This window comes from Maribacter antarcticus DSM 21422, from assembly GCF_000621125.1.
In the GTDB taxonomy this organism is placed as follows: Bacteria; Bacteroidota; Bacteroidia; order Flavobacteriales; family Flavobacteriaceae; genus Maribacter; species Maribacter antarcticus.
Genome location: NZ_KK211214.1, coordinates 616,308 through 632,153 on the forward strand (window position 1 = coordinate 616,308; position 15,846 = coordinate 632,153).

Consider the following 15,846-nt stretch of genomic DNA (forward strand, 5'->3'; position numbering starts at 1 on the left):
AAATCGATAAAAATTAAGAAAAAATAGAAAGACCCCTATTTTTTTTAGGGTGTTTTATGATATATATAATTTAAGGACGTAATTTTGTGATATTAATAATATATAAATATGTCATTAACTAGATTTACGGCACTTGCCGACAGTAATAATAGAACTCCAATTGCTATTGAGGAAAAAGGAAGACGATCAGATTTGTTTGGAAACAATGTGTTCAATGATAAAAGGATGTTGCAATACCTGACAAAAGATGCTTTGGAAAGCGTTAAAAATGCCATTTCTTCTGGATCTAAGATAAATCGTAAAATTGCAGACCAAGTTGCCGAAGCTATGAAGGGTTGGGCTATATCTATGGGCGCTACGCACTACACGCATTGGTTTCAGCCTTTAACGGGCGCTACTGCGGAGAAGCATGATGCATTTTTTGATTTACTGCCAGATGGTACTGCCTTAGAAAAGTTTGGTGGTGACCAGTTGGTGCAGCAAGAACCGGATGCGTCTAGTTTTCCTAGTGGCGGTATAAGAAATACGTTTGAAGCAAGGGGCTACACTGCATGGGATCCTACTTCGCCTGCATTTATTTATGGGACTACTTTATGTATTCCTACCATATTCGTGTCCTATACTGGAGAAGCTCTGGATAACAAAGCGCCTTTGCTTAGGGCTTTGGCGGCAGTAGACGAAGCAGCAACAGCAGTTGCAAAATATTTTGATAAGAACGTATCTAAGGTAAACGCCACCTTGGGATGGGAGCAAGAGTATTTCTTAATTGATAAGGCTCTTGCGCATTCTAGACCTGATATTGTTTTAACGGGTAGAACCTTGGTGGGTAATTTCGCTGCCAAGGGGCAGCAACTAGACGATCACTATTTTGGGGTTATTCCTAGTCGCGTGCTAAGTTTTATGAGCGAACTTGAAAAAGAATGTACCAAACTAGGGGTGCCTGTAAAAACTAGGCATAACGAGGTAGCTCCAAATCAATTTGAGCTCGCTCCCGTTTTTGAGGAGGCAAATTTGGCCGTAGATCACAATTTATTATTGATGGACGTTATGGACAAAGTGGCGGACAAACATGGTTTTAAAGTCCTGTTTCATGAAAAACCATTTGCGGGCATCAATGGTTCGGGAAAACATAACAACTGGTCCTTGGCTACAGATACCGGTGTAAATCTTTTGAGTCCAGGATCTACACCCATGAAAAACCTTCAATTTCTAACCTTTTTTATCAACACAATAAAAGCGGTAGACAGGTATGAAGAGCTGCTGCGCTCTTCCATAGCCTCGGCTAGTAACGATCATAGGTTAGGTACCAATGAAGCCCCGCCCGCCATTTTTTCCATTTTTATAGGCACGCAGTTAAGCGGGGTATTGGATGAGTTGGAAGGCGTTTCTAAAGGAAAGCTTTCCCCTCAGGAAAAAACAGAGCTAAAACTGAATGTAGTAGGTAAAATACCTGAAATACTTTTGGACAATACCGATCGAAACAGAACATCACCTTTTGCCTTTACGGGGAATAAGTTCGAGATGCGTGGCGTAGGGGCTAAGACCAATTCTGCCAAACCTATGACTATTTTAAATATGATTGTCGCCAAGCAGTTACAAGAATTTAAAAAGGAGGTAGATGCGCTTATTGATAAAAAAGACTTAAAAAAGGACGAAGCTGTTTTTAATATTTTAAGGGAATATATTAAAACGTCCAAACGCATCAGGTTCGATGGCGATGGGTATAGCAAAGAATGGGAGAACGAAGCCAAAAAAAGAAAACTGAGTAACAATAAGAATACACCCGATGCCCTTCAAGTGCTCACCTCCAAAGAAAGTTTGGCGCTTTTTAAGGCGACCAAAGTCATGAGCGAGGTAGAGGTTGGTGCGCGCTTAGAAGTGGAGTTGGACACCTATATTTTAAATATACAAATAGAAGGTCGCGTGTATAATGAGTTGGTTTATGGCTTTATTATTCCAGCGGCAATCGCATATCAAAATAAGCTAATTGCCAATGTTACGGGTTTAAAGGATATTTATGGTGCGGCACATAAAAAATTCTCAGAGGGTCAATTGGCCATGATAGAGGAAATAGGAGAGCATTTAGTGGAGATTAAAAAAATGACCGATGCTATGACCGATGCCAGACGAAGGGCTAATGTCATCATTGATAGTAAAAAGAAATCAGAGGCCTATTGCCAAAATGTAAAACCTTATTTTGATGTGATTAGAACACATTCCGACAAACTGGAAAAACTGATGGATGATAAGCTATGGCCGCTAACGAAGTACCGCGAGCTACTTTTTATCAAATAGTTTTATAATTTAATTCATTTCTAAGCTGTTTTTCAAGTTGGTGCTTGACCCAAATCCCTTATTTTGCTTTAAACCAATCATAGGATTCCAGCTACAAGTAAAAAGATACAATCAGGATGAGGTTTCTGCTGCTAAGGAAGGTGTTCACAATGCTATAAAAAATATAGACAAGGGCCTTTTTTCTAAGGTGTTTTGTAAAATTGTACCCGATTATTTAAGGGGAGACGAAGCCGATGTTTTGACTGTATCACTACGCAGGTATGGAATTAATTTTTTGTTTTTCCGGCAATTAAAAGCATTGGGTATTGATAATATGGTAGTAAATTTTCTGTTGTTAATAACAACAACAACAACGTTAAATCCATAAGGTGTACATATGTTTTTTACTTCGTAATTATATTGTATAGTATTGTTGTATTTCAACCTGCTAAATGTGTAATTCATCTAAAAGGTATAGCGCTATCATGTAATATATGACATCTTTAGCGAAGAATGTATGGATTAAAATAGTTGATATTGAAAATTGGATTTTACAGCCCAGAAAGCGTATTAATTTTAATTTTTTCGCTATATAAAAATGAAATTTTAACAAATCGACCCTCAAATTTTGGTTGATACTTATTGAAATTTTATTTTTTTAGTTAGTGTTTTTGGATTTATTTAAAATAATCAAGCACCCCTACTTGTCATTTTATTATCCAACAAATATTTATTTTTTAAATATTACGTAGTATTGTTACTCGCACAACATTTTGTTATTTGGGTTACATGCTTAAAGATATTTTATGGCTAATCATCCGTTGAAAAAAAACATACTGATGATGTAGCATTAAATAGTTGAGATGCGCTTTTTGCGAAGTGCTTTACTGTTTTCTCTATAGTCGTGAAGTGAATAAATAAATTCCTACTTTATTATAATGGTGTTTAAGCGAGGGTTTGATTCAAAAATTACCCTGGTTGTAAACCGCTATTTCGCTGATGGTCAAAAGTGTATTTTAACCAGTAAAAACCAATGTAATGAAAAAAGTAATTTTAGGCGTCTCGGCGCTATTATTAGGTACAATGACTTTCGCTCAAGTTTCACCAATCGAAACTAAATCTGATGTGATTCAAAGAGGCGATGGTAACGAATCAACTGTTTCGCAAGAAGGTATGAAGCGTATCATTTCCAAAGTAGAGCAAGATGGTAATAAAAATAGTTCTGTTGTCAGTCAAGACGCCGAAAAGAATATAAAATCAAAGGTCAAGCAAACGGGGTATAATAATGCTTCTGATATAGACCAGAGTGGTGCAGGAAACAGGATTTGGGTAAATCAGAAATCTCTTGCCGAAGAGGGACCAACACTACTCGCTATAAGTGAAGTTGGAAGTGATGACGTTGCTGGTAACAGTAGTGCTATCGACCAAGGCGGCAAAGAGAACTATATCGATGTTTGGCAAAGAGGCAAAAAGAACGAGAGCGCTATAGTGCAAGACGGCGAAGAAAACTTGATTGATTTTGTGCAAATGGGCAAAAAGAATGAGAGTACAATCGACCAAGACGGCGAAGTGAGCGATATAGTTGTTGCGCAAATAGGCGAAGAGAACGAGAGTAAAATCGACCAAGACGGCGAATTGAACGGTATAGTTGTTTTGCAAAGAGGCAAAGAGAACGAGAGTGATATCAACCAAAATGACAAAGATAACTATAGCGATGTTTGGCAAAGAGGCAAAAAGAACGAGAGTGATATCGACCAAGACGGCGTAGAAAACGAAATCTTTGTTTGGCAAAGAGGCAAAAAGAACGAGAGTTATATCGACCAATACGGCGAATTGAACTATATCGATGTTTGGCAAAGAGGAAAAAAGAACGAGAGTGTTATTGACCAAAAAGATATGAAGAATAAAATAGTTGTTCATCAATTGAGTGACGTAAACTACAGTAGCATTGTTCAAGCTGGTCAAGACAATAAAACCATTGTTAAACAAAAAGGGGGTGACGAGAATAAGAGTTGGGTTAACCAAAAAGGTGATAATCTACTTTTAAAAGTGTCTCAGAATGGAGATAAGAATAGAAGTAGAGTTAAGCAAAGAGGTAACGGATCAATGGCTTATGTAACTCAAAAAGGAACAGGAAATTACGCTAAGGTAGACCAAGGATGTGGTGCTCATATAAGTACTGGTGTACAAATTGGTAGAAGAAACATGTCGACTGTTACACAGTATGGTGCAGGTTCTGGAATCAGTAACGTTCACCAAGATGGGAACAGAAACATGTCGACTGTTACACAGTATGGTGCAGGTTCTGGAATCAGTAACGTTCACCAAAATGGGAACAGAAACATGTCGACTGTTACACAGCATAGTTTGGGTTCTATAATGCAACCACTTTAATTTTAAAAATTATCTTTATATTAAGTAATTAAGCGTGAGATCGGTCGTTGAACCAGTCTCACGCTTGTTTATTTACAGTAATACGAGTTTTATATTAGGTGGTACCTAGTTTAATTTCACCCCTCTTGTTCTTAAATTATAAAAAGCGGGTATCGTTTTTTTTGTAGGACTCAATTTTTAAGGCTTTGGCGCGTAACCTAAGGGGCAGGTCATTCGTATAAGGCCAGGGTAGTATTCAAAATATAACTATTCTAAGGTAGGGTTTATTTTAAATACATTTTAATTGGTAGACAAGGCAATCTTGTGGGCAATTGAATTAAGAGTGGCTCACGGGCCAAAAATTCACTTGTGTAGCCCTAATTAAAAAAGGGTAAAGATGATCGCTATGCTTTGTTCCTTAGAATTTTTTCTTTTGATGGTCAATCTTACTCTTTTTAGAGTCTTTAAAAATACGGGATGGATGATATTGTATTGTTCCTTAATATTCCAAGACCTAAATTGAAGATAGCTTACAATATGGGTTTTTCTTTTAATCCACATCTTATTTCTTACTTTTTTATAGCTTAATTCTTACTTGTGTATTTACGACTGGTCAACTCGTATTTTTTTAGTAAATATATTGTTTAAAGTTTTGATTGTTAAGGTATTAAGGTGAAATAGATTTGGTTATGTTTTAGGTAAATCTGTCTTAATTTTCAATGCTATAGGCCTAGTTTTTGGTTTCGAATTGTTTACGTCGAAGATAGGCGCATTTCATCGATTTTTTTTAAAAATTATGCATGTAGTTCTTATTTTTAATCTCGAGAACAATTATAAATTACTCCCACGTTCATACGACAGTCACTTTTTAAAGTGATTTTTTTCCAACCAAAAAGTTTTAAGCGAGTTTCCATTTTTTGGCGATTCAAATCTAAGTTAAAGACTACTATTGTACGTCTTTGATAACTTTTTTTAGGGTCTTTTCTAAGCGTATGATACGGGTAGTGAAATAGTTGAATTTTTTTTAATAATTAAATTTTATGAAAATGAAAAAAGTAGTTTTAAGCGCAGCAGCGCTAATGTTTGGAGCATTTGCTTTTGCTCAACAAAACAACAGTGATATTGAGCAATCTGGTACTTCTAACGAAGCTGAAGTTACGCAGTCTGGAAATATCAATGATTCTGATGTTTTTCAACAAGGTGGTGGTGAAAACGAAGCCTATGCGACTCAATCTGGTGACAACAATACGTCAGATATACAGCAAGCTGGTTCTCAGCCTTACAAAGTAAAGAATAACCTTGCAACAATTGTTCAAACAGGGGATAATAACAAATCTTTCGCAAGATCTCAAGACGGAGAATTCAATGTAATAACTACAACGTCTGTAGGTCACGACAATAATGCTTACGTAAAGCAAATCGGTAGTCGTAACGAAAGTATTATCGATCAACAAGGAGATGATAACGTTGCTAGATCAACTGTCACTTTTAGTAACGATAACTTGTCAACTATTTTACAAACTGGAAATGGTAATGTGTCAAAAACCGCTCAAAGCTATCTGGTTAGAGGTGACGTTGGCGGCAATACCTCTACTGTAACTGTTAATGGTGACGATAATGAGGCTTATACAAACCAAACTGGTACTAGGAATAAGTCTATAATGAAACAAGATGCTAATGAAAACCTTTCTGACACAGATCAAGTAGGTGATAATAATTATGCAAAAACTACACAGTTAGAAGACTCTAGTGAAAGCTTCATTACACAAACGGGAGATGGTAACAGTGCTACTGTTAGACAATATGCTAACGATTCTAATTGGTCTGATGTTGATCAGATGGGTGACAATAACAAAGCTAACGTTGATCAGTTTGGCGGAAACAACATGTCTACCATCTTAAGTACAGGTGACGGTAACATTAATGTTGTAAATCAAGGTGATCAAAGCATTAGTAATCAAGCAAGAAGTTTTGATTCTACGAGTTCCATTATTCAACTAGGAAACATGAATAAAGGTACGGTGCATCAATTAGGAAATAGCCAAATTAGTACGGTTAACCAAACGGGTAATATGAATACAGCCAATGTTACCCAAAGTAACTAAGTTGACTATTATATTTATCAGTTAAAATTTTAGGTTACGGAACATTTGAATAAATGTTCCGTAACTTTTATTCAAATATATTATTAGGCAAACTATGAATAAATTAAAATTATTTATTTTCTTTATATGTATTAATGGTGTGTTTTTAAACTTAAATGCGCAAGGCATAATTAATAAACAAGAAGAATTAGGCCAAAGTTTTAGTGATAATCAACAGCAATTAAATTACTTTTCACAACAAACCAATGAACCACTTGGACAAAACGAAATAAATGTGTCAAATTCCGGTGTATTTATCAATCAAATTGGAGATAATAACACTTCCAATGTAGCTACACAATCTGCAATCAGTAACGTAAAACTGAATCAATTTGGAAACTCAAACCAAATAAACCTGGAGTTAAAAGCAGAAACGATTGACTACTCCGTCACCCAAAATGGGAACAACAATCTCCTTTTGGAATACAATATGTTCAACGACAAGCAGTTATTACAACGTACTGTACAACAAAATGGTAATAATCAAAACTTGGTTATTCACGGGAGAAATAGTATCGTGGATAAAATGGAAATTAATATGGGCAGTGGTTCCCAAAGCTTGATTATACGAAATACAAATTAACCGTATATACCCATTGTAGTTATGTTCGAAAAAATAATAGTAGTAGGTGGTGTGCTACTAATGTCTTTAGTTGGCACGGCACAAGAAAGTGATATGTTGAAATCAGCCATTACCGTAGAACCTATTAAAAATAATAGAGTGAGCATTAGCGGTTTGTGTGCAAATAACACGTCTCAATCCAAGAATTTTAGGTATGTGTTAAGTGTAGAGAAAACAGGCCAATCGGGCAATACAAATAAGAATAAACAAAGCGGTGCTTTTAATCTAGCGCCTGCAGAAAGTAAAATATTATCCAGTACCACAATAAATTTTGAGCCAAACGATTACACAGCAATAGTATTTACTATTTTTGATGTGGATAATGTGCAAATAGCACAACATAAAAAAGTCCTTACCGAGACAGATTTTAAAAAATAGTAAATGTGTGTTTAACTAGACTACATTTTATCTTTATAATACTAGTATTTGGTTGTACACCATACCTTGCCAAAGCACAGTTCAATAGTCAGGTAGAGGCCAAAATTGATATACAAACGGAAACTGTTCTAACAAAAATATCCTTTTCCGCTTACAACAAAACGACCATTAAAAAAAGTTTGCGGTACAAAGTGCTAATCGTAAAAAAATCAAATAACAATTCCTCCCAAGAACAATTTGAAGATGAACAATTCTTTGTTATAGAACCCGGAGAACGAAAAAATATTAGCACAACAAGTATTGCTATTGGGGAAGCGCAACGCACCATTATTTTTATTTTAATCTATGAGAACGATAAAGTAATTGGGAAAGATAGGGTGGTCATTAACGGCTTTGAAGGAGAAGACGATATGAAGCCTAGAGTGGTGCATGAAAATGAGCTGGCACCAAAAATAGCATCCGACCAGCCGCAAGATGTAAATCTCTTAACTGGCCTGGTATTTGAGAGCACAAAAACAAAGCCCGGTAGGGATTTCTATCAAATGTTTTATTTAGCATACACCGCCAATAATATAAATGGGAGCAAGATCGTTAAAGTAGATGAAGTGCTAGCGATTGGAGGGAATACTCAAATGAAAATTTTTGCAGGCGACGATTTAGTCGTGCAATTCTTTTTGAATCCAAGAACTTCATATATCAAAGAGATGGTAGACCAATCAATTCTAAGAGTTAATCAATATTTTTTGCAAAATAAAGCAATACAGCAGAATACAATTCAATACTAATTATGAAGCGTTTCCTATTTTTATTCTTTTTCATAGGCATGGCCAGTCATTCCTATGCACAGCAATTGGTGTATACCCCCATAAATCCAAACTTTGGAGGTAACACCTTTAACTACCAATGGTTATTGAGTTCTGCAAATGCACAAAACTCATTTACAGATGAGAATAATGGATTTGAAAATGGGCGTTCTGAGCTTCAGAATTTTCAAGAAAGTCTTAATCGCCAGCTGTTGGGACAATTGACTCGCTCAGTATTTAATTCTGAGTTAGGGGACGGTCTGCAACCGGGCACCTTTAACATAGGTGAGTTACTATTGGAGGTTTTTGAATCTGGAGAAGGACTTGTCATAAATATTTTGGATACAACCACCGGCGAGCAAACTCAAATTATTGTTCCAAATTAACCCAAGGTACATGAACGTATTAAAAAAAGCCGTCCTATTGGGCTTATTTGCCATGCTTAGCAGTTGTGGAGCATATTTTAGCCAACCAGTTACTCCAACTACGTCTCGGATAGGGGAGAGCACAAGTGAGTCGGACGATTTAAAATCGTTGCCACCGCCAGCAAATCCTATTGTCGTTGGTGTTTATAATTTTAAGGATCAGACCGGACAATATAAAGCGGTTGAAAATGGAAGTACTTTTAGTACGGCAGTTCCACAAGGTGCTACAACAATGCTTATTAAAGCATTGGAGGATTCTAAATGGTTTACGCCGATAGAGCGCGAAAATCTTTCTAATCTTTTGAATGAGCGGAACATCATAAGATCAACAAGGCAGGAGTATACAGGAGCACCCCAAGGCCAACCTAATTTACCGCCTTTGCTTTATGCCGGAATTCTCTTGGAAGGAGGTATTATGTCCTATGATACAAATATTATTACGGGTGGCTATGGCGCACGTTATTTTGGAGTTGGGGGTTCTACGCAATACCGCCAAGATCGCATCACTATTTATTTAAGAGCTGTTTCTGTTTCTAATGGTGAAATATTAAAAACCGTTTATGTTTCCAAGACCATACTTTCACAATCACTGGACGCCAGTCTCTTCAAGTATGTTAAGTTTCAGCGTCTTTTAGAGGTAGAGACTGGGATCACCAAAAACGAGCCTATTCAATTGGCGATTCAAAACGCCATTGAAAATGCCGTGGAGTCTTTGATTATTGAAGGGATAGAAGATAATATTTGGAGCACTGCAAAAGGACCTGTAGAGAACGACTCCCTTGTCTCTCTCTATAATCTTAGAAAATTAGAGGAAGAGTCTACGTTGTTGTATAATCGCCAACAAGCGAGTGAGGTCTTAAGAAGTAGTTTTAGTATGACAGGGAATGTTCCTGTTTTTAATGGTGATTTCACTAAAAAATCTTTAGGTGGAGGTGCTGGATTTAAGTACGGTAAATACCTTTCTCCTAAATTAGACCTTGCTTTAAAGGGAGACTATTTTTATTTTACAGGCGGACAAAATTTTTATAAGGAGTACATGACCGGTAATCTAACTTTGGGTTATACTTTTTTGCCTTTTGATAAGATAACGCCATACATCTATGGCGGTGTGGGGGGTATATTTGACCTTAACTCACCAAATGAAAGTTTAACAGAAGATACTTCTGGACTCAATTTACAGTACGGCTTAGCCTTAAAATATAATATAAATTCCAGATTTTCAATGGTAATTAATGTTGAAAACAACCATACCAATAGGGATGCTATAGATGATTTGGTAAATGGTGTGCGCGATGACTTTTACTATAATTTTGGTTTGGGTTTGGAATGGCGCTTTGGGAAAAAATTTGAATAAATTAATAGTATAACTTATGGCCAATTTTGAAAATACAAGTTGCCTCATGGCTTTTGTAGTATTATTTACCTTTTGCGCATGCGAAGAGGAAACCTTGGGCGATCAATCTTTTGGTGTTCTAGACGGCAAAGTGGTATCTAATGGATTAAACAACCCCCTAGGGAATGTGAAAGTTACAACCAACCCTTCGTCCAATACCGTTTTTACCGATGAGGAAGGTAATTTTACTATAACGAACATAAGTATTGGAGATTATTCTGTGCAGGCAGAAAAAGATGATTTTCAAACGGCATTCGAGCCCGTAAATATATTAAATGACAAAACCTCGAACGTCATATTTGAATTGGATAGTATGTCAGTAAGTAATATGCGTCCGCTGATTCCAAGCCTATTGTTTCCAGAAGATAATAAAAGAAATGTACGCAGTCCTGTAGTGTTTGTCTGGTCCTCGTCCGCCAATGATGTGGATGAAATTTTGTATGATTTAGAGCTTAGAAATGGAAATACAGGAGAAATACAAGTTTTTCAATCTCTTTTAGATACTGTATTTAGGGTAGAAAATTTAGCAATCGGAGCTAATTATTTTTGGCAAGTAAGCGCCAATGACGAGATCACAGAGCCGGTGCAGAGTAAAATAAGTAGTTTTCAATTGCAAGGAGTAGAAGGGAATAGGTTCCTATATGTGCGCAGTATAGATGGTAATAGTGTCGTATTCTCTGGAGGTGAACCAACGCGAGCAAATGAAGTAAACGTAAATGAGAATGAAGTACAATTGACGGCTACAGGTATTAATACCTACCGTCCCAAAGCAAATATAGCTACTGGTAAAGTGGCCTATATCAGAAGCATTGGTGGGGAGTCCCATATTTTTACAATGAATTTGGATGGTACCGCTAAAAGACAGCTTACCCAAGAAATACCTATTGCAGGGTTTAGGCAAGATGAGCTAGAGTTTTCTTGGTATGATAGCGGCAGTGCCATCTATTATCCAAATTTCAATAAATTATACACTGTAAATGCAGATGGCTCGGGGACTAGAATGGTCTACGAGGCACTTGATGGAGAATTTATAACAGAGGTTGCCACCAACCCGGTTGACAATCAAATAGTCTTGAAAATTAATGATTCACAGGGGTACAGAACTCAGTTAAGAATTGTGAGCCCAGAAACAAATCTTGGAACGCAGACTATTATTTCTGGAATCACCGGTGCTTTTGGTGGATTGGATTACTCCTTGGATGGAAACAGGATTTTGTATACAAGAGATATTTCAGGTACGGAAAATGCCCAATATAGGCTGTTAGACAGCCGTATATTCGAGTACAATCTAACCACGAACACGTCCAATGAAATTGACACTCAAAAACCTACTGGATTTAATAATTTAGATGCTAAATATTCTCCTAATGGTGGCTTTATTATTTTCACTGTAACGTCCAATGATGGCATTTCTGAAAAACAGATTTTTCGGAGGCAATTGGATGCTGTGGAGGTTATACAAAATGAACTTGTTTTTACCAATGCATTCATGCCTAATTGGGAATAGTAGTGTATAAGAATTCGTTTTAAGCAAAAATAACTACGTACTATTGGTTATTTTTGCATTTCAAAACAGTTTATATGTCTGCCTTTACAAGTGAAAGATACAATCAGCGCGGGGTTTCCGCTGCTAAGGAAGATGTTCACAATGCTATAAAAAATATAGACAAGGGTCTTTTTCCGAAAACATTCTGTAAAATTGTGCCCGATTATTTAACGGGAGACGAGGACTATTGTTTGGTAATGCATGCCGATGGCGCCGGTACTAAATCTTCGTTGGCTTATATGTACTGGAAGGAAACGGGAGATTTATCTGTTTGGAAGGGTATTGCGCAAGATGCACTTATCATGAATATTGATGATTTGATTTGTGTTGGAGCTACAGACAATATTATGCTCTCCTCTACTATTGGTAGGAACAAAAATAAGATACCGGGAGAAGTACTTTCAGCCATAATAAATGGTACGGAGGAGTTGATTTCCGATTTAGCAACACACGGTATTACCATTCGTTCTACAGGAGGTGAAACTGCCGATGTTGGCGATTTGGTACGTACAATCATAGTAGATTCTACGGTTACCGCACGGCTTAAAAGGAGCGCGGTAATTGATAATGCCAATATAAAAGCAGGAGATGTCATTGTAGGATTGGCCTCTTTTGGGCAAGCCAGCTACGAAACGGAATATAATGGTGGTATGGGAAGTAATGGACTCACCTCTGCCCGACACGATGTGTTTTCAAAATATTTAGTAGCTAAATTCCCGGAAAGTTTTGACGCAGAAGTTCCTTCCCATTTGGTGTATTCCGGGAAAACTAAATTAACAGATGCTGTGCCGAATTCACCGTTGGATGCCGGTAAATTGGTGTTGTCCCCAACGAGAACATATGCCCCTATTGTAAAAAAGGTACTGTCTAAATACAATAGTTCGGATATACACGGTATGGTGCATTGTAGTGGCGGTGCACAGACGAAGATTCTCCATTTTATCGATAACCTACATATCGTTAAAGACAATCTTTTTGATGTTCCTCCTTTGTTTAAATTGATACAAGAACAGTCGGGTACCGATTGGAAAGAAATGTACCAGGTTTTCAATTGTGGACATCGATTGGAAATCTATATGAATCCTTCTTTGGCGAACGATATCATAGAAATAGCCAATTCCTTTGGCGTTGCCGCCCAAGTTATTGGCACAGTTGAGGCTTCCGAAACCAAAAAGTTAACAATTAAAAGTACGTACGGCATCTTTGAATATTAGAGGATACGATTGTACCTATTCTAGCGTTATTTAGTATAAATAGCGGTTATGGAACGAAAGGATTTTTTAAGAACTTTAGGCGCTGGCGCTGCCTTAGTAATTACTTTTCCGTGTCTTGGAGGCTGCTCCACCGATGACGGGAATGACGGAAATATCGTAACTACGCCCACAAATGTAGATTTCACCATAGATTTGACTAGCGCTGAAGCTGTCAAGTTGACCAATAATGGTGGTTTTATTCTTAAAAATTTAGTGGTGGTAGTTAGAAACTTGGAGGGTGATTTTATAGCCGCTAGCCAAATTTGTAGTCACAAACAGTTCGATCAGGTGAGATTTGATAGTCGAGATGGTGGGACATTTCATTGTAATGTCCATGCCCCTGCCGGTTCCCGTTTTAGTCAGGATGGCACCCCTTTAGTGACTCCAAATAATAGTACGCCAAGAGCCCTTAAAATTTATAATACGGAGCTTAATGGGGACATATTGCGCGTTTTTGAATAAGCTAAGTATGGTCCTTAGCTAAGGTAGTATTTCCCCTAGCCCCAAAGCTACGAATTGTTTTTACTAGCCTCTCTTTTCCATTATTGGCGCGTACAGCGCTGTGTTAATCAAAGGTATTATAAAAGATAGCCTAGGAGCTCGTACTTCGTATGTTGTGGTGCTTGGTTTATTCTCCAGTATCGTATATACGCAGAACAAAAATTACGTAACAGTAAAAAACGATGACGCTATGGGGATTCGGTTTGATATTACTGTGGTGTCGGAAGATGAGGAACTGGTATATATCAACATACAAGAAGCCACTGGTGAAATTAGAAGAATTGAGAAACTGATATCCTCTTGGGATGACAAATCAGAAATTTCTTTGATTAATAAAAATGCAGGCATTATGCCTATAAAAGTAAGTTTGGAGCTTTTTAAATTGATTGAGCGTTCCAAGCAGATTTCGGAAATTACCAATGGTGCTTTTGATATTACTTTTGCTGGTATACAAGCTATCTGGACGTTTGATGGTTCCATGACCACTATGCCAACTAAATCTCAGGATTTAAAAGCCAAAGCGAATTAGCTATCAAAAGATACTACTTGATGCTACCAATCGGTCCGTCTTCCTATCCAAAAAAGAAATGAAAACTTTTTTTGGTGCTATTGGCAAGGGATGCACTGCAGATAAAGCAAAGGAATTACTGGTATCCAAACAAGTAGTGGCAGGGGTAATTAATACAGCCGGTGTTGTTACTGCGTGGGGAAAAAAATAAGTGGAGAAAATAGCGGATAGGTATTAGAAATCCTTTAAGTACGGATACCATTTTTTCATGGATACACATTTTGGAATCCTCGGTAGCTACCGCAGGCAATTCTGAACGATTTGTAATAATCAACAGAACCAAATATTCAGACCTTATAAACCCAAGAACAGGTTACCCTGCTACTGGAGTAAACAGTGTTTCTGTGTTTTATAAAAGCGCAGAACGCTGTGATGCGCTGACTACGGCCATAATGAATATGGGGCGAGATCAAGGTTTGGCCTTGGTGAACCAATTGGATGGTACGGAAGTTATTATGGTGGATGCAGATAATAAACTAGTAAAGAGCAGTGGTATTTTATTGGATGAAATGCGGTAATTAGACCCCTTTTAATTAAGCTCAAGTTTTTTAAAGTAAATAGGGCTTCAGGATTAATCAAGTTTCGCGTTGTTACCTCATACGTAGTTTTGGAAAGACTTTAAGGAGGCTTAATCTGTGCGGACCAAATAACCTTCCTGTTCCAATTCCGCTGCGGAATAAATAGCTTTGTAAGAACCGTCTTTAAGAAAGTATAGTGCATCGCTGATATCTAGGATTTCTTTGTAAAAATGGTCGGTTACAATTATGATGCTGGCGGATTATTTATGGTTGATAATCGTTTTTATTTTAGCCACATATAAAGGCGCGATAAAGGAAAAGGGTTCGTCCAAAAGGATAATTTTTTTATTCGAATGCAATATAAGATAGGATTCTAAAAGTCATAATTCTCCAGAAGACAGGTGTTTTAGCTTTCCTTGATTATATGAGCTAAACGACTCGAATAAATCAACAAATACAGTCCAGTCTGCCGCAAAAGCTTTAAACGCATCTTGTACTTTCATGAATTTTGGCAAAAGGCGATGTTGGGGTAGGTAAGCTACCTTTCCTGTCTTATAAAGTTTCTTATATTGATGGATTCCGTTCAGTCTTACATTGCCGTATTTAGGGTTCAGGCTTCCAAATAAAATTCGTAACAAGGATGTTTTGCCGCAACCGTTTCTTCCTAATATGGCTGTAATCTTGCCCGATTCTGCATACAAATAAACCCCTCCTAAATTTTTCCTTGAGTTAAAGTTCAGCTGTATGTTATCCAATTCCAGTTTCAAAATAGTTTTAGGATATAAAAAATGGTAGATGATAAAAGTGCATCTATTAGAAAGCACCCGATAAACAAATGGACCTGCGAAATAGAAAAATTTTGATAGAAGAGAGGTCGTTTCTTCAATGTATTCTTATAATACAGCGCATGTAGTAATGCAAAGAAAACTAGTTTAATACCTATTAGAAGAAGTAAAGGAATAGCTATGCTTAACAGAAAAATCGTAAATAATTGTGCGATGATTATAAACTGAAGGTAAAATTTCCAAATTAGGCTTTTTTTTTAAAC

15 protein-coding genes are annotated in these 15,846 nt (G+C 37.0%); 14 read left to right on the forward strand and 1 reads right to left on the reverse strand.

Translation table 11 applies throughout. The features are described from left to right. Positions 1 to 108 precede the first annotated feature (108 nt). The 14 genes from Q360_RS0119155 (at position 109) to Q360_RS27040 (ending at position 14,798) form a co-directional block, all read left to right on the forward strand. A complete protein-coding gene (locus Q360_RS0119155; RefSeq protein ID WP_027078522.1) occupies positions 109 to 2,295 on the forward strand; it encodes a glutamine synthetase III family protein in 2,187 nt (728 codons plus the stop codon). Between the two features lie 1,017 nt (positions 2,296 to 3,312). Further along, positions 3,313 to 4,668, forward strand: coding sequence for a hypothetical protein (locus tag Q360_RS0119165; RefSeq protein WP_027078524.1), 1,356 nt, complete (start codon positions 3,313 to 3,315; stop codon positions 4,666 to 4,668). Positions 4,669 to 5,693: 1,025 nt separating this feature from the next. Then, on the forward strand, positions 5,694 to 6,752 hold the full coding sequence (locus Q360_RS0119170; protein ID WP_169734676.1) for a hypothetical protein: 1,059 nt from the start codon (positions 5,694 to 5,696) through the stop codon (positions 6,750 to 6,752). Positions 6,753 to 6,846: 94 nt separating this feature from the next. After that, complete coding sequence (locus tag Q360_RS0119175) at positions 6,847 to 7,374, forward strand: hypothetical protein (RefSeq protein ID WP_027078526.1); 528 nt, start codon at positions 6,847 to 6,849, stop codon at positions 7,372 to 7,374. 21 nt (positions 7,375 to 7,395) lie between these two features. After that, positions 7,396 to 7,791, forward strand: coding sequence for a curli-like amyloid fiber formation chaperone CsgH (csgH, locus tag Q360_RS0119180; protein WP_027078527.1), 396 nt, complete (start codon positions 7,396 to 7,398; stop codon positions 7,789 to 7,791). A 5-nt stretch (positions 7,792 to 7,796) separates the two neighbouring features. Continuing rightward, on the forward strand, positions 7,797 to 8,576 hold the full coding sequence (locus Q360_RS0119185) for a CsgE family curli-type amyloid fiber assembly protein (RefSeq protein ID WP_027078528.1): 780 nt from the start codon (positions 7,797 to 7,799) through the stop codon (positions 8,574 to 8,576). 2 nt (positions 8,577 to 8,578) lie between these two features. Continuing rightward, positions 8,579 to 8,980, forward strand: coding sequence for a curli production assembly/transport component CsgF (locus Q360_RS0119190; RefSeq protein ID WP_027078529.1), 402 nt, complete (start codon positions 8,579 to 8,581; stop codon positions 8,978 to 8,980). A 10-nt stretch (positions 8,981 to 8,990) separates the two neighbouring features. Beyond that, positions 8,991 to 10,373, forward strand: coding sequence for a CsgG/HfaB family protein (locus Q360_RS0119195; protein ID WP_027078530.1), 1,383 nt, complete (start codon positions 8,991 to 8,993; stop codon positions 10,371 to 10,373). A 16-nt stretch (positions 10,374 to 10,389) separates the two neighbouring features. Next, positions 10,390 to 11,919, forward strand: coding sequence for a carboxypeptidase regulatory-like domain-containing protein (locus Q360_RS0119200; protein ID WP_027078531.1), 1,530 nt, complete (start codon positions 10,390 to 10,392; stop codon positions 11,917 to 11,919). Between the two features lie 74 nt (positions 11,920 to 11,993). Then, a complete protein-coding gene (locus Q360_RS0119205; protein WP_027078532.1) occupies positions 11,994 to 13,172 on the forward strand; it encodes an AIR synthase related protein in 1,179 nt (392 codons plus the stop codon). Positions 13,173 to 13,220: 48 nt separating this feature from the next. Continuing rightward, positions 13,221 to 13,673: a Rieske 2Fe-2S domain-containing protein gene (locus Q360_RS0119210; protein WP_027078533.1), complete on the forward strand. Its 453-nt coding sequence runs from the start codon at positions 13,221 to 13,223 to the stop codon at positions 13,671 to 13,673. Positions 13,674 to 13,773: 100 nt separating this feature from the next. Continuing rightward, complete coding sequence (locus tag Q360_RS27030; protein ID WP_262493238.1) at positions 13,774 to 14,241, forward strand: FAD:protein FMN transferase; 468 nt, start codon at positions 13,774 to 13,776, stop codon at positions 14,239 to 14,241. A gap of 10 nt (positions 14,242 to 14,251) precedes the next feature. Next, positions 14,252 to 14,431: an FAD:protein FMN transferase gene (locus Q360_RS27035; protein WP_262493244.1), complete on the forward strand. Its 180-nt coding sequence runs from the start codon at positions 14,252 to 14,254 to the stop codon at positions 14,429 to 14,431. Between the two features lie 70 nt (positions 14,432 to 14,501). Beyond that, a complete protein-coding gene (locus Q360_RS27040) occupies positions 14,502 to 14,798 on the forward strand; it encodes an FAD:protein FMN transferase (RefSeq protein ID WP_262493239.1) in 297 nt (98 codons plus the stop codon). A 380-nt stretch (positions 14,799 to 15,178) separates the two neighbouring features. Here the strand turns inward: Q360_RS27040 and Q360_RS25975 are convergent, their stop codons facing one another. After that, positions 15,179 to 15,565, reverse strand: a complete 387-nt coding sequence (locus tag Q360_RS25975; protein ID WP_051554811.1) for an ATP-binding cassette domain-containing protein — start codon at positions 15,563 to 15,565, stop codon at positions 15,179 to 15,181. Positions 15,566 to 15,846 lie beyond the last annotated feature (281 nt).